The sequence below is a fragment of the Bergeyella cardium genome (genome assembly GCF_003614945.1).
In the GTDB taxonomy this organism is placed as follows: domain Bacteria; phylum Bacteroidota; class Bacteroidia; order Flavobacteriales; family Weeksellaceae; genus Bergeyella_A; species Bergeyella_A cardium.
In genome coordinates this window covers 355976-371268 of record NZ_QYCZ01000001.1, presented here as the reverse complement: position 1 = coordinate 371268, position 15293 = coordinate 355976, and the positions used below count along the sequence as shown (strand labels likewise).

Annotated in this window: 12 protein-coding genes; 3 read left to right on the top strand and 9 right to left on the bottom strand. The window is 37.8% G+C overall.

The features are described 5' to 3' along the window. Nucleotides 1-239: 239 nt before the first annotated feature. The 5 genes from ribH to porW all read right to left on the bottom strand — a co-directional run bounded on the left by ribH (nucleotide 240) and on the right by porW (nucleotide 6011). The gene (gene ribH / locus D8991_RS01740) at nucleotides 240-722 is read right to left on the bottom strand and encodes a 6,7-dimethyl-8-ribityllumazine synthase (RefSeq protein ID WP_120488479.1); all 483 of its coding nucleotides are present in this window, start codon (nucleotides 720-722) and stop codon (nucleotides 240-242) included. A gap of 1 nt (nucleotide 723) precedes the next feature. Then, the gene (locus tag D8991_RS01735) at nucleotides 724-1419 is read right to left on the bottom strand and encodes a tetratricopeptide repeat protein (RefSeq protein ID WP_120488478.1); all 696 of its coding nucleotides are present in this window, start codon (nucleotides 1417-1419) and stop codon (nucleotides 724-726) included. 86 nt (nucleotides 1420-1505) lie between these two features. Next, nucleotides 1506-2033, bottom strand: a complete 528-nt coding sequence (locus D8991_RS01730; protein ID WP_120488477.1) for an adenine phosphoribosyltransferase — start codon at nucleotides 2031-2033, stop codon at nucleotides 1506-1508. A 59-nt stretch (nucleotides 2034-2092) separates the two neighbouring features. Further along, on the bottom strand, nucleotides 2093-3220 hold the full coding sequence (locus D8991_RS01725) for a hypothetical protein (RefSeq protein WP_120488476.1): 1128 nt from the start codon (nucleotides 3218-3220) through the stop codon (nucleotides 2093-2095). 427 nt (nucleotides 3221-3647) lie between these two features. After that, on the bottom strand, nucleotides 3648-6011 hold the full coding sequence (gene porW / locus D8991_RS01720) for a type IX secretion system periplasmic lipoprotein PorW/SprE (protein WP_120488475.1): 2364 nt from the start codon (nucleotides 6009-6011) through the stop codon (nucleotides 3648-3650). A gap of 147 nt (nucleotides 6012-6158) precedes the next feature. Between porW and D8991_RS01715 the strand changes: the two genes are divergently transcribed. The 3 genes from D8991_RS01715 to D8991_RS01705 all read left to right on the top strand — a co-directional run bounded on the left by D8991_RS01715 (nucleotide 6159) and on the right by D8991_RS01705 (nucleotide 10490). After that, nucleotides 6159-7097, top strand: a complete 939-nt coding sequence (locus tag D8991_RS01715; RefSeq protein ID WP_120488474.1) for a ribose-phosphate pyrophosphokinase — start codon at nucleotides 6159-6161, stop codon at nucleotides 7095-7097. Between the two features lie 486 nt (nucleotides 7098-7583). Continuing rightward, a complete protein-coding gene (locus tag D8991_RS01710) occupies nucleotides 7584-8435 on the top strand; it encodes a tail fiber domain-containing protein (RefSeq protein WP_120488473.1) in 852 nt (283 codons plus the stop codon). Between the two features lie 6 nt (nucleotides 8436-8441). Beyond that, entirely contained in the window at nucleotides 8442-10490 is a 2049-nt protein-coding gene (locus D8991_RS01705; RefSeq protein ID WP_162926723.1) for a BACON domain-containing protein, read from the top strand. A gap of 350 nt (nucleotides 10491-10840) precedes the next feature. Here the strand turns inward: D8991_RS01705 and D8991_RS01700 are convergent, their stop codons facing one another. The 4 genes from D8991_RS01700 to D8991_RS01685 form a co-directional block, all read right to left on the bottom strand. Then, a complete protein-coding gene (locus D8991_RS01700; protein WP_221407563.1) occupies nucleotides 10841-12397 on the bottom strand; it encodes a BspA family leucine-rich repeat surface protein in 1557 nt (518 codons plus the stop codon). After that, the gene (locus tag D8991_RS01695; protein WP_120488471.1) at nucleotides 12397-13284 is read right to left on the bottom strand and encodes a tail fiber domain-containing protein; all 888 of its coding nucleotides are present in this window, start codon (nucleotides 13282-13284) and stop codon (nucleotides 12397-12399) included. Before D8991_RS01695 ends, D8991_RS01700 begins: the two co-directional genes overlap by 1 nt. Before the next feature lie 113 nt (nucleotides 13285-13397). Next, nucleotides 13398-14159, bottom strand: coding sequence for a hypothetical protein (locus D8991_RS01690; RefSeq protein ID WP_221407562.1), 762 nt, complete (start codon nucleotides 14157-14159; stop codon nucleotides 13398-13400). Nucleotides 14160-14218: 59 nt separating this feature from the next. Next, nucleotides 14219-15142: a hypothetical protein gene (locus D8991_RS01685; protein WP_162926721.1), complete on the bottom strand. Its 924-nt coding sequence runs from the start codon at nucleotides 15140-15142 to the stop codon at nucleotides 14219-14221. Between the last annotated feature and the right edge of the window lie 151 nt (nucleotides 15143-15293).

Below are 15293 nucleotides of genomic sequence, written 5' to 3'. Positions count from 1 at the left end.
AACCTCCCGTACAGCTCTAAATTTCTTAACGCCAGCAATGAAATCTCTTAACGCCAGCAGCAAATCTTCCTGACGCGAGGAGATTTTGCTCCAGCCGTGCATAGTTTTATCCCTCTCCTTAGAGAGGGAATTTTCCGCACTATTTGAATTGTCTTTCTTTTATAAGAATAGGGAGTTTTTTAAAGGTATCTGAATAGAGATACTTTAATTTAAAATAATCGCCTCCCGCTGCTAAGGGGCTACGGATGGTGGCGAAGATAAGCCATTTTAATGGCGGTAACTGCGGCTTCTACACCTTTATTGCCGAGGTGTCCTCCGCTTCGTGCGATGGACTGTACGCTATTATCATCGGTGAGTACGCAGAATATTGCGGGGGTATTGGTTTGGGTGTTGCATTGGGTAATCCCGTGTGCTACACCAGAGCAGATGAACTCAAAATGGGAAGTCTCCCCACGGATTACACAACCAATAGCCACTACGGCATCATAGTTCTCAGATTTGCACATCTGCATAGATGCATAGCTAAGCTCAAAAGCTCCAGGCACGCGAATAACGCTGATGTTTTCCTCCTTTACACCCTCCTTTATAAGGGTCTCGAAACACCCTTTAAACAGGTTTTCAGTTACGAAATCATTCCACTCCGAAACAACAATGCCGATTGAAAATTCATCGGCATTAGTTATATCAAGTGGCTTGTATTCAGATAAGTTTACAGTAGCCATATTAGTAATATTTAACCATTTCTATATAAGCGTCAGACATACCATTGTCGTAATCCTGATACTTCTCATCAATCGTGCTGAAGTATTTCTTTGCCTCTGCTTTTTTATTGATGCTAATCGCCAACACCCCTGCCTTTCTGGTAAAATAGTATGCAGTATAATCATCATCTGATGAAGAAATTGCCTTTTCAAAAAGTGAAAGCGCTTCATCATTCTTATTGAGATTCACCTTGCAGTCTGCCATTGCACCATATTTTAGAGCCATTAGAATATCATTGCTGGAAGAGAATTGATTAAAAAGGTCATACGCCTCCTGATATTTCCCGTCTTTAAACTTGATTGAAGCGGCATTATAAGCCGAGAGCTTCCCGATTTTAGTATCTCCAAACTCTTTGGAAGTTCCCAAAAAGCCAGGATTTACAGCAGATTTACCACCGAGAGCATCTGCTTCTTTTCCTAATTCAAGGTTCTTTTGCGCTGCAAAGTAGCCTTTTAATGCTTCCTCATTTTTAGGAGTGATGACGAACTGCTGATAAGCGAAATACCCGAGTATCCCTCCGAGTATAAGAATGAAAATCCCTATGATTAGTTTTGAATTTCGCTCCAAAAACTTCTCGGTTTTTAGGGTTTCTCTATCTAATTCCTGAAAAAACTCTACGGTTTCTTTCCCTTCTACTTGTTTCTTATGTTTAGCCATAATTCTAATAAAATGTCTGCAAATGTAATCTTTTTAGTCTAATAAACCAATAGCCGAAACTAAGGTTTAAAGTGAATAATAATGGATTAATACTTCAAAATACTGAATAATTCTGCTCCTGTTTTATCAATTTTCTCCCTCGCACCGAGTGCTTCCAGCTCTATCAGAAAGCTGAAAAGCGTAGCCTTTGCTCCCTGCCTTTCTACTAACTTAGCAGCTGCGATAGCAGTACCTCCCGTTGCCAATAAATCATCGTGTATCAAGACTCTTTGCCCTGCTTTTATATGCCCAGTTTTCATTTCTATTTCGGATGTTCCGTACTCCAAATCATACTTCTCTCCGATGAAAGGTGGGGGGAGTTTTCCTTTTTTTCTAATGAGGATAAACGGTACTTTCAGCGCTACAGCTATCGCTATTCCGAAGAGGTAGCCTCGGCTCTCTATACCGCAAACAGCATCTACTTTACCTTTTGCATTTTCTACAAAACGGGCGATAATCTCTTCGTATAATTCTGGGTTAAGAAAAATGGGCGTGATATCCTTAAACTGTATCCCCTCCTTTGGGAAATCTGGGATGTTTACAATGGTTTCGTTCAGTTTTTCAATAAGTTTCATTCGATATTTGTTATTTTCAAATTCATATCCGCGCGATAATCTGGCGGTTTTATATTTTTTTAGTTGATTTTATAGTTAGAAATTTTCCACTCGCCATTGGTATTTTTAAGGCTAAAGGTTACATTCAGCGTAGTAGAATTTCCCTCTTTATCGGTTACTTCATAAGTTGCCGAAACCGATGCCGAGCTACCTTCTACCTTAGCAGGAGAAAGTTTTTTTACAGAAAGGCTCTTCACCCCTCCAAAGCCTGAAACAGGATTAGAGAAATCATCGTAGCTTCCCCAGTTAGGGTTCTCGGAAGAGCTATACGCCCCTCGGAAATTCTGTGCATTGAGATTGCTCAGAAACTTGGAAACTGTAACTTTCGGGTCTCCTTCTGGAGTCTCAGCTGGGGTTTCATCGGTTGTGCTTGGAGCGGTTTCTTCGGGCTCTTCTTCTACTGCTGGTGCAGGGATGTTGAGCGATTTTGGATTTACCTTAATCCCTCGTTTGGATTTTTTGAACTTCTTATGGGTTGTCTTCACCGTTACGGTGATATCTACTTTATCATCTACTACTTTATCTGCTGATAGCTTAATGAAATTAAAATTAAAACCCGCAAAATCATTATTCTGCATCAGATTTTTGGTAGAGAAGAGCTTTTCGCCACCGCTATACACTTCAAAGGTAACTTCCAAAGCGGCATTGCTAAATTCCACAGGTTGCCCGTCATTATCTACCAATCTTGGGACGGCTTTTACGCCCGTAGCTCCTGACACTGAATCTCTTTTTATCTCGGTAACCGCCAGTTCCAAAGCGGCTGCTTTTATATCATTCGGGTCATATTCAGAGGCTTTATCATTATTAAAAATACTCGTCTCACCTAATGATGGAGGGGCGGTACTGCTCCATTCTATTTCATTTTTTATCGCTATGCTATCGGCGAGTGCCAAGATTTCATTTACATTCTTAGCATCGAGGAGGTGTGCGAGGTTTTTCATTCGTTCTAAATCGGTTTCTCCTTCTACACCAAAAGTTTTAAGGATGTAGAGCGCTTCATTGAATTTTATCTGCTCCAAAGTAGAAAGCCCAGAAGCCATATCATTAATACTCTCTTGGAAAGCCATAGTACTGCTTGCATCTACCTTGTCTTTCTTGCAGGAAACGAGGAGGAGCATCGCCGTTAAAAAGATAAAAAACTGTTTCATAGCTGAATTTTATTTCGGCAAAAGTAAAAAAAATAGGAGTTTTGGCGAATGGCTGTTCGCTTTTTTTTATAAATGATATTTTATCTCAACTTGGGTTTAGTATTATTTCGTAATAAAAAAAATTCCCTTCACTATTTAGTGAATGGAAAAAAAATTTTTTGCTTCCACTAATTAGTTAAAGGTAGAAAATGAACAAAAACGAGCTTCCACTAATTAGTGAAAAGGAGAAAATGAACAAAAACGGGCTTCCACTAATTAGTGAATAGCAGAAAATGAACAAAAACGGGCTTCCACTAATTAGTGAAAGATAGAAAATAAATAAAAACGAGCTTTCACTAATTAGTGAGCCGTAGCACGGCAGGATTTATTTTAATAATCATCTGAGATGAAATAAAAACCCCAAACCTTAGGGTTTGGGGAGTCTATCTCACTCTAAATCTTCTTCACTAATGGGCTTCTGCTGTTTGGGAGCGGGTTTCTTTTCCGGAGCTTTGTCTATTTTTTCGCCTGCCTCGTCTCTAAGCTCCACTTCTACATCAGACTTCAGGTATTTGAGCATTTGTTTTGCCTTTTCGCCTTCTATTGTTTTAGGATAGCCGAGTGCGAGCTGCTCGAGCTGAAGAATCATCACTTCTTTACCTACCGTTTTCCCCGTGTTGAATGCCCTTAGGAGTTCAAATTTCGGAATTAAAGCATCTTTCGGATAGTTTTCTATTGTAGTTTCTATGATGTTTTTAGACTCTTCAAACTTCTCCTCTGAGTAGAGATTAAAGGCTTCAGTATAGCGCTTCTGGACTTCCGGGTCTGAGGTAGCAGAGAAGTTGGTATTTTTAGGATTCTTCACAAACTCCGCATAAGGGGTATGAGGGAAATCCTGTATAATGAGCTGCTTTGCTCGCTCTGCTGCCTCTGGTGTTTTCTCATAATTAATAGAGAAAATGGTGTATAGCGCTTGGAGTTTCACCTCATCTTCTGGCTTGGAATCTACCAAATCGTAGAGCGTCTTGGTTGCGAGTGGCGTTTTGGAGAGGTAGCTCTCGTACATCCTGCCCAATCCTAAGCTGGCAGTGTCTCTGTCTTTTTTCAGCTGGGCTATTTGCTCTTTATCGGTAGGGATTTTCTCTGTGTAGAAGGCTACTTCAAAACGCCTTGGGTCTTTCGGGGATTCTACGCCCATTGCTTTTTGCTTTTCCTCTTCTATCGAGCCCATTTTATTTGAGTATCGCCAATTGTCGGCTAAGGTTCTATTGCCCCAGATTTGTTTAAAGTCGTTGGTTCCTTTACTTACGGTGCTGGCATTGGCAAAGTAGAACCCACCTTTGTTTCTCGGGGAAGAAAAATCCTCGAGCCTGCCAGAGGTAAATGCAGAGTTGGCATTATAATCTCCCGTATCAAAGCCTTCGGAGCGCTCGGCGCGGCGTCTTTCTCGCTCTTCTTTTTCCTCTTTTTCTTTTAGCTCTTGTATTATCTTACCAAAGTAGGCTTCTCTTTCGGCATCAGACATTTTGGTAAGGGCAAGGATGCTGTCATTCTTTTTAATGAGGTAATAATTCTGGGTAATCTTCTTAATATTTTTGGTTTGCTCGGCGAGTTTTTCCCGTTGTGGCGCATAGGTCATCACAGCGATAGCAGAATCATAATAAGCCCCTGCGGGGATGTAGTCATCTTTATCAAAATAGGCTTTCCCGATTTGGTAGAATGCGAGCCCACGAATCTGCTTATCCGAAGCCTCTCCCTCTAAGGACTTCCTGAAATAGGCATCGGCTTCGTCTTTCTTGCCTGCCTTGTCTGCCATAAGCCCCAAAGCATAGTAAAACTCATTTCTTCGAGAGAGATATACGCCTTTCTTACTGATGTCTTCTACATATTTCTTGGCTTCATCATAATTATCACCAGAGGTAAAAGTCTTCGCGATTTCTACTTGAGCCTTTACTTCAAACTCAAAGCTGTTAGCATATTTATAAGCGGTAGTAAAGCTGGCTCTTGCTTCATCATTCTTCCCAAGCTGATTGAGAATTTGCCCCCTAAGGTATGCGATACGGCTTCTTAACTGTCGGTTTTTATTAAGCCTGAATGCTTCTTCCAACTCCTCTACGGCCTTTTCTTTTTTGCCCGCTTTTAAGAGCATTTCAGCGTGATAGAGGGAAAGGAGCTTGGCATAAGACTTCTTTATTTTCGGATCTTTCTGTGCTTCTTGGAATACCTCTTCTGCTTTGTAGTAGTCCCCAAGCCGAGTATAAGCCTCTGCTTGATAAATTTTAGCTAATGACAACTTTTTATACTTCGGCATATTGCTCACAAGGGTGTTGAGCGCATCAAGGGCTTCTACGGGTTTATTCATCATCAGCCTTGCTTTAGCGAGGAGGATATAGGCATCAAAAAGGCTTTTATTTCTCTCCTCTCCATTTTTTATTACCGAATACTTACTGATGGCTTTCAAGGCTTTGGCTTCGGTTACCTGCAAGGAACTCCCACCCTCAGTCTTCGGTGGTTCAATAGCGTTTTTATTCGTAAAGAAAACGCTGTTCTCTGGACCTAGCTCGTTTGATTTTTCAGAATTGAGCTCCGGCTCTTCATTTGGGAGCAAGCTAATATAATCGGTATAGAAATTATCCTGATGATTTTTCTTGCGGTTATTTATTTCGGCTTCATAGGCTTCCTTACCATTAAACAAGGTATTATAATAGGTATAAAAACCTTTGAGACCTACACTTTTGTTTTGTGCTTTTTTGGTGCTTTTACACGCCACTAATAGCATTAAAAGGAAAAAAGGAAATATGATTTTCTTCATTATGATTTCATTAACTAATGAATTTTAATTTTATTGTACAGCGGTTATTTTTTAGATTTCCGAAGTAGAAATTAATTCATTATTTGAGTCCTCAAAAGTATCAAAATTTTCCTAAATTTGCGCGTAATTAAAACTAACAAAGTAAAAATGGCTGAGCAAGCAACTTATTTGTTTTCTACACGAACAAGCAAAGCATTAGCGGAGAAAATCGCCGCACATTATGGACAGGAACTCGGGAAAATCAACTTCCAAGAGTTTAGCGATGGAGAATTTGAGCCCGTACTCGACCAAACCGTAAGAGGCGGACGAGTTTTTCTTATCGGCTCTACATTCCCTCCAGCAGATAACCTTATGGAACTTCTACTAATGATAGATGCTGCCAAAAGAGCTTCTGCAAAGAACATTACCGTAGTGATTCCTTACTACGGACTTGCAAGACAGGACAGAAAAGACAAGCCGAGAGCTCCGATAGGAGCAAAGCTGGTGGCAAACCTACTAACCGCTGCAGGTGCTACCCGTATTATGACGATGGATTTGCATGCCGACCAGATTCAAGGCTTCTTTGAAATCCCCGTGGATCACCTCTATGCCTCCACGATATTTGTGCCTTATATTCAGTCATTAGGCTTGGATAACTTGACCATCGCTTCACCCGATATGGGCGGTGCCAAAAGGGCAAAGAACTACGCTAGCCACTTAGGAGCAGAAGTAGTAATAGCCTACAAAGAGCGCAAAAGAGCAAATGTAGTAGATGATATGTTCCTGATAGGCGATGTAAAAGACAGAAATGTAATCCTTATAGATGATATGATAGATACCGCAGGTACGCTTTGCAAAGCTTCGGATATACTGATAAAGAACGGTGCAAAGTCCGTACGAGCAATCGCTACCCACGGTGTACTCTCTGGAAAGGCTTATGATAATATACAAAACTCATCTATGGTAGAGGTCATCGTAACCGATTCTATCCCCGTACAAGCAGAAAAATCTCCCAAGATAAAAGTGCTCTCCTGCGCTCCCCTCTTTGCTGAAGTAATGAAAAGTGTACATACTTACCAGTCCATCAGTAGTAAGTTTATTATTTAATGTTTCAGTAAAATACTATCCAAGTATATTAAATTTTCATTTTTAAATACATTTTTATCCCTTTCTCCTAAAAACAGAGAAAGGGATATTTTATTTGGGACAATCCTTTTTTTCGACTTACCAACAAAGCATTTTTAAGTACCTAAAATCCCTCCCTAAAAAGGGGGGATTTTTCATTGAAAATTTGGTAGTTATAAAAAAGTTTCTACCTTTGTCATTCACGACTGTGGAAATAAAATAAAGTAAAAAAACACTCAAAAATTTGCATAGATGAAAAATATTTATAAACACACATCTCCTTTTAAACACAAAGAAAATAACGCTATTGGCGTTCTATGCCCATTAGTTGAGTGTTATAGACACCTGACTAATGGGTATTTTGTATTGAATATATGATAGAGCTGGTTTTAACTGAGAAGTTGAATATACTATTAGAACAAAAGAAAATAAAAAAAATACTAAATATTAACATTAAAATAAAATCGTATGAAGCAAAAATTATTTTTTGCAATGTTGCTAACAGGAGTATTAGCAAGTGCACAAACAGATTATCAAGGGAAAGTAGGAATAAACACAGAGGAACCAAAGGCTACTTTGGATTTAAATCCTTCTAAAGAGAATGCTGCGGTAAAAGCCGATGCGAGTAATGAAGGCTTACTTATCCCAAGACTGAGCAAGGAAAGATTAGCAAAAGTAGCTCCAGCCAATCTGCAAGAATCTACGCTGGTTTATGTAAATGATGTAAGCTATACAGGAGCTGAAACCACAGTGAAAAATGTAAAAAACAAAGGTTTCTATTTTTATAATGGTACGGAATGGACAGCCGTAATAGGAGCAGGAGCATCATCTGTAAAAACCCTTTATACAGACGATGGTGAAATCTCAACAGACAGAACGGTAACGATAAAAAATGCTGGAAGCCTTGTGTTTAAACGAGAGGCAGGGAATAATAATGAAGCAGTAGATGTTCAGGGAATGCTGAAAGTAACATCTATTGATATGAATTCGGATAGGAGATTAAAGAGGGAGATACAGCCCATAACCCAGCCAAATAGCTTAGCTGCGCTTCGCCCTGTGTCTTATTACTGGAATGTAGAGGGAGAGAAAAGAGGAGGAAATAAAGATTTGCAGTACGGCTTTATTGCACAGGAAATAGAGCAGGTATATCCACACTTAGTAAATACAAGCTCCGATGGTTATAAATCTGTAAACTACATACAGGTAATACCATTACTTGTAAAAGAGTTGCAAGAATCACAAGCAAAACTAAAGGACTTAGAAGGGAGATTAGAGAAACTGGAAGGGAAAGGCTCAAAGGCAAACAAAAGCAAAAAGTAGTAAGATATGAAGAAGAGATTATATATACTACTGGGCTTATTGGTCAGTGGGCTACAGTATTTAACCTTTGCCCAGTCTACACCACAGCAATCTATAACTTGTAAGTTCGGTTCTCCACAAATCACTTTAAAAGCAGGTCAATTAAAGGTAGCGACTTGGGGAGGAACATACCTTTTTGGCTGTATTCCTAATCAATTGGATCCTAGCAGTACAAATGGGCAATATGTAGCTTTAGATGAACATGCGCAGAATGTAGCCGAAGCTCCTACTGAGAATGGAAAAATAAAATATACTCCTACCCATGGAAGTGTAATTCGTTTGGAAGATCAAAATAGACCTCTTAGGAATAGAAATTTTACTCCTGTAGGTTTTCCAAATAATCCCCATTCTCATAAGGTAGGGAAGATTATCTATTACTTAAATCACTATTGGGAAGGAGTAGAAGGAAATAAATGGCATTTATTGGATAATGCAATCATATTTGAGGTGTATCCCGAAGTTCTTACATTAGATTATAACGCAGGAAGTACTACTATTAATGTTTATTCAAATGGATCTTGGACAAGTAGCGGATTGAGTATAGCGGGAGAATCATTAACTCCAAGTTCATCAAGTGTAAATGGTCATACACCCGTTACTTATAATTATCCTGAAAATAATACAGATAGAATTTCAAATAGAACTATCTATTTTAAAAGAGAAAATTTAAATTTAACAAGAACTGTAAAGGTAGTACAGAACTATAAACCAAAATATTTATACTCAAATATTTTGGATGTATATGGTAAGGAGCTGAATGGGGATGTGCCAGCAGTCTATAAAAGTAAAGTAAATCCTGGTCCAGAGCGTTTTTTTGCTTGGGTTTCTTCACCAACCAAATTTAGAATCAGGATTAAGTATGATGGAGGTCCTATAGGAAGCTATGCTCATACCGATTCCCAGTGGGGAGATTATGATTATGAATATGATGGGAAAGGGGATATAATAGCCTACGAATATCAGCTAAAAGAAAACCTTACCAATGCCGACCGAAAAATTGATTTAGAGATCTCTTTTCAAAAAGCAAATGGAGATTGGGAGTCTTGGAAAGATGTAGGCTTAAAGAACTCTAATAATACAGCCGTAACCCAATCTCACCTGCAGCACAAAGCAAGAAAAAGATGGAGTAAAAGATATGTGGGAGCTACCCAGGATGCACAAGATGTTTCCTTTGTATATCAACGACCATCCAACTTATATGAACATACTGTTTATTCATCTTATTATAAAGAACAAGCAGGAACTTGGACGACAGGCTTAAAGAATGATAATCCTTTGGTTACAGGATATACAGAAGCAGGAGTGGGTAATGGCTGGAAAATTCCAGATAATGCAGATTTTGAAGATATAAAAACAGCAGGTTTTATCCCTAATAGACCTTTTGGACAAAAGAGAGGAATACCAGCAGGTGATGGTAAGTATAATAACTGGTCTTGGCTTCGTGCAGAGTTTATTAATAATGATATAGCCAAAAAACAAGCTGGTTATGGCAACGCTTTTTATCTATATGATAAGTCTGGCTCTATAGTCTGGTTCCCTATAAATGGTCTGGATACAAGGTATAACTCAAATATAGGGTATCCAAATGGTAGCCATACCTATGATATAGATCATGCACTCTATATAATGGGTGAATATCTTTCAGAAGGATTTGAAAAGAGAAATACTATTGAAAGAAATATATATACTTCATATGTTTCTTGTGGAAGAATGAGTTTGCCAGAGGTTTATTTATTAGATATTAACTATTATAATAAAGTAGATCCATTCTATAATTCATTAAAAATATCTCACATTATAGAGGAAAAATCAAAATTATCCTACCACTCGTATGATTCTTCATCTAGCAATAGTGAACAAAGAAAATGTACTCCATCAAAAGAATGTGCTAATGGCGTAGGAGGAAGCTTTGGTCCTCTCCCACCAGATGTAAGTTGTACTGCTTGGGAGGAAAAGCATAGTTATGAATACCATATTTATAACAGAAATTGGACTTACCGCCTCACCCACGATTAATAGAGGAGTAAGATATTAAAAGAATATAGAACCTCGTACTTATGTACAGTGTGTTTTTATAGTTGTTAGTATTTTGTTTTGTACGGCACCCCAAATTGGGGTGCCGTACTCTTTTATTAATCACACATAAGTTAATGCTTACCCATTAATAAGATAGATTTTGTAAAACAGGTAAAACCACAGATACAGGACAGAAAATATTGCTTTCTAAAATAATAACTCTCTACTCAGTGGTACTCCTCTTGTTTATATTCCCAGTACTTTATCTAATTAAAACCTTACTGCAACATAATAAAAAAGCCACCGTTAAACACGATGGCTTTTTTTTGCAATCTTTATTAATGTAAATTTTAATTATCTATCCTCTCCCAACCTTTATCTGTACCTTCATAAAAGTTTCCTGTGTCTGGATTATATACTAAAGTACCTATCTCATGAGGAGTACCATTGATAACTTTAGATTTTGGCAGAGTTTCTATATTAGCCGAACCATAAGGTTCATTTACCAAGGAATAGACTTTTGTATTTCCTGAACCTCTTCTATCCTTAGACGCAACAAGCACTCCTTTAGCTGATGCATATTGCATTTCTCCTAAAATAGTCGGAGCACCAGATACAGAGGAATAATCCTGATATTCTTCTAACCATTCGTAAGCACCATTTTCTTTTACGCCTGAAAAAATATTTCTCCCCTCTCTCTCTTGTAGATACATCTCTCCTGGTAAGCCACATTTCTTAGTAGCAGCTATTATAATACCCATAGATTGCATTCGTGATTTCGCTATATCATTACAATAGTGCTTATTACTTAACCCCAAGTCCCTAGAATTTGATGGCCAATCTCTCACATTAGCATATCTACTCCAGCCTTCCAAAATCTTATCTACATTGTAAGCAGATAAATAAGAGCCTTCAAACATTCCTTTTGTATCATATGAAGGTATATGAGGATCATAATTTGTTACACTTCTAATATTCCAATTCCCAATATTTTGATTAAAAGAAGAAGCCCCAAAAAATATATTTCTGATATCTTTTACTTTTGATGTATCCCAATTCCCAATAGGTTGGTTAAAGGAAGTAGCTTCTCTAAACATACTTCTCATATCCATAACATTAGAAGTATTCCAGTTACCAATAGGTTGATTAAAGGATGTAGCTCCCCTAAACATATCTCTCATATCCGTAACATTAGAAGTATCCCAATTCCCAATAGGTTGATTAAAGGATGTAGCATTTTCAAACATATAATGCATTACATTTACATTAGAGGTATTCCAGTTACCAATAGGCAGATTAAAAGAATTGGCACCAGCAAACATTCTATACATAACTCTAACATTAGAAGTATCCCACTGTGGGAAAGTAGAATTTCCTACCAATGATTTACAGTTTTCAAACATATTTGCTAAGTCTGCATCCTTTGCAAATTGAGGCATATCAGTAGCTGTTACCTCTAATTTCTCTGCACCTGATATATTAAATCTTTCCCACTTTGCTGTACCCCACTGCTCTATTCTTATTGCTTTTGAATAATAATTTTCACCACCAACTAACATCGATAAATAATACTTAATATTGGGGGGGAATCTCACTCTATATTTGCCTGGTTTAGTAAAACTACAAGTCAAATGTCGCGCATTAGGAACTGGATGTAGAAATTCCCATACTGATTTATCCGGTATATCCTCTGGCTGATATTGTAATTTTATAGGTGCTCCACTCAAGCTCCCACTATGAAAACCCATTTTAAATGTAATACTATATTTATTAGTATATGGGTGATCAATTGTCGTATCATACACCACTACAAACCAATCGCTATCCTTAAGTTGTGCTTTTAGATAGCTACTCCCCACTCCTGTAAATAAATACAGAAATGAGATTAATAATAACAACCGCTTCATTATCTATTGCGCTTTAAGGTTTGTACTGCCTTTGTAAGTTCTTCTATTTTCTTCTCTTGAGCATCATTTCTTGCGCGCTCTTCCTGCAATGCCCTCGTAAGTACAGGGATTAGCTGAATATAATTCACTGATTTTAGACCCTCACTATCCGTAGATACCATCTCTGGATAAAGACGCTCTACTTCCTGTGCAATAAAACCATACTGTAGACTATTATCTCCTCCTTTTTGCTTTCCTTTTTCATTCCAATAATAGGTAACTGGGCGGAGCTTTGAGAGTTTATTATCCAAAGCTATTGGCTGTATATCTCTCTTCAGCCTCTGATCTGAATTAAGATTTACTGCCGTAGTTTCTACTTTACCATTTACTAATATTACTGGCTCTGTACTTGTACTTCCTGCTTCCCTTGTGAATAATACATGCTTCATTTCTGAAGGCAAGGTTACCGTCCTGATATGGTCTGCATCATCAGTCAATATGCCATCCTGAGCATAAAATGTCCCTCCACTATTTCCTCCACCATTTGTGCTTGCTCCCAGTGCTTGCCAAAGACCTGCTGGGTGTGAGTAATAATAATATCCCGCTTCTTTTACATTTTTTAGTTTTCCATTCTGGTCTCCTATGGGCATTTCCTCTGTCAAGAAAACGGTTAAAGCATTTTGTTCTGCTCCAAAAGCAGGTTTGGCAGTCATTACTTTCATCTCATTAGCACTTACTCGAGGGATGATTATCCCTTTCATATCGCTGTTTCCACTCTCAATATGAAGAGTAGCTCCTGGATTTTTTGTATTGATTCCTACCCTCCCTCTATAATCATCTGTAGCCTGCGCATTCATCTGAACACCGAAGCCTAATACAGCAACGGCAAATAATAATCTGTTTTTCATTGCATTAGAATTTATAATTGTTAGTATTTTGCTTTGTCTATAGCTATATTAAAAGAGAGGTTAAAAGAAAAAGCCCTTTTAACCTCATTTTAGATATTCTTTAATTCACAAAATTAAAAAGTTCCAAAAGTAGCATTTCCAGTGGTTACACCTACACCTCCATACATATAGAACCATTGGAATACATTATCTCTCTTCATACAGAAACCAAAAGCAGATACTTGTTTGCCTCCTTTATTAAACTCTCCATAGTTAATAGTACCTATAGTTTCTTCTTTACACTCTGTTGCTGCCTGCATTTTTACAGGAATAACAGTAGCTTTTAGCTTACCTTCTTTATCTGCTACTACCATACGATCTGTTGTAGCACTTGCGTCTTTCATAGCTCCTACGGTTAGATTACCATCATCACCTACAAAGAGGTTTTTAGCATCTTCTCTTGCGGTAGAACCATCTGAAAGTGTAGTAAGTTTTACGCGATTGTTTGCAGAATCATTTGTCCATTTAGAACCTTCTAATGGCTTCCAAGTACCCCCATTAAGAGTTGTTGATTTATTTTCATAAAAATAAAAACCTGGAGTTACTTTTACTTTCTGAGCTCCTGTCTTAGTTTCACCAGTACCTGTATTATATACAATCATACCGTCTAACTGAGTTGGGAAAGAATTAGGTCTTCCCGCAAGTGGAGCTACTAATGTAGTCATTGTAGTGAGATCTGTTCTTGGGAAAACTAAACCTTTACCATTATTATTACTACCATTCCATTTTGGAGAAGAAGATGCGTCTAAAAAAGCTGTTGTATTATTTATAGCTGCATTAGAAGGACTCTCATTATTTCTAACTTGAGCTATTGCTAACGTATTTACTAAGGACACAGACAAAAATATAAAAATCTTTTTCATCTTATAAATTTTAAAATTAATACTTTATTATATTAGTTACTTCTAGTAATCCATTTTACACCATTGGATATAATACATCCTGACCAACCTGCATGAATATTTGCAGCGTTACCAATAGCACCAGTATGAACTATATCATTCTCAGCATAGAAACAAAGCTCTCTACCTTTTGCATCTGCAGCAGCTGGTAAATTAGTCAAGTTTGCTGTTACTGCTCCTGTATAATGAATCATATAATCATCAGACTTAATATCTATAGGTCCTGCATCGACTATACGAATATTCCTTACCACCGCACCTGGATTAGAAGGTACTGCACCGCCACCAGTTCCTACTTTAAGAACACCATTAGCGTCTGCATATACAGGGCGATCTCCTGTACCTGCTAAAGAAGTTGTTTTAATCTTACCATCTACGGTTAGTTTTTCATCTGGAGATTTTTGATTAGAATAGAGACTGCCAATACCTACATTACCTCCATCGGTAATAATCATTTGAGTATTTAAATTAGTTCCATCAGCAGCATACGCCCAAAAGTGTAACCCTGGATTATACTTAGCACCTGTAGCTGTATTGGTCATATTAAATATTGCCCAAGTTTTCACTTCCTTCCCTGTACTTTTTTTAGGATTATCCAAATAAAGACGCCCACCTTCATTAGAATCTACTCTTGAAGTAAAATTACCTTCTGTTACAAGCACACTCCCCTTTTCTACATGGAGTTTTACAGAAGGCTGACGAGTACCTAAACCTACAAAACCATTATTAAGCACTGTCATTAAGTTATTACCATCGCCATTATTAAGTTCAAGATTTCTTGTTGTGCCATTATTTCTACCTTGTAAAGACTTCACCGTTAATGTAGCCTCTGGATTTTCTACATTAATCCCAACATTTCCATCATACGGAGTTGTTACTTGCGCACTGGCTAGTGCCCCAAAGCCAATGAAACACAATACGCTTGCTCTATAAATCACTTGTTTCATAATAAAATTGTTTACTTATTTAATTAATATTAATAATATAACGCCAAAGAAACAGGCAATTTAATACTATTAAAACTGCTCACTGATTTTCAATGGAATTATATTCTCACTTTTTCGGCGC

Bases quoted from the DNA above. Each gene is read 5' to 3' on its own strand.
- ribH (WP_120488479.1), bottom strand. From the start codon at position 722: ATGGCTACTGTAAACTTATCTGAATACAAGCCACTTGATATAACTAAT.
- D8991_RS01735 (WP_120488478.1), bottom strand. From the start codon at position 1,419: ATGGCTAAACATAAGAAACAAGTAGAAGGGAAAGAAACCGTAGAGTTT.
- D8991_RS01730 (WP_120488477.1), bottom strand. From the start codon at position 2,033: ATGAAACTTATTGAAAAACTGAACGAAACCATTGTAAACATCCCAGAT.
- D8991_RS01725 (WP_120488476.1), bottom strand. From the start codon at position 3,220: ATGAAACAGTTTTTTATCTTTTTAACGGCGATGCTCCTCCTCGTTTCC.
- porW (WP_120488475.1), bottom strand. From the start codon at position 6,011: ATGAAGAAAATCATATTTCCTTTTTTCCTTTTAATGCTATTAGTGGCG.
- D8991_RS01715 (WP_120488474.1), top strand. From the start codon at position 6,159: ATGGCTGAGCAAGCAACTTATTTGTTTTCTACACGAACAAGCAAAGCA.
- D8991_RS01710 (WP_120488473.1), top strand. From the start codon at position 7,584: ATGAAGCAAAAATTATTTTTTGCAATGTTGCTAACAGGAGTATTAGCA.
- D8991_RS01705 (WP_162926723.1), top strand. From the start codon at position 8,442: ATGAAGAAGAGATTATATATACTACTGGGCTTATTGGTCAGTGGGCTA.
- D8991_RS01700 (WP_221407563.1), bottom strand. From the start codon at position 12,397: ATGAAGCGGTTGTTATTATTAATCTCATTTCTGTATTTATTTACAGGA.
- D8991_RS01695 (WP_120488471.1), bottom strand. From the start codon at position 13,284: ATGAAAAACAGATTATTATTTGCCGTTGCTGTATTAGGCTTCGGTGTT.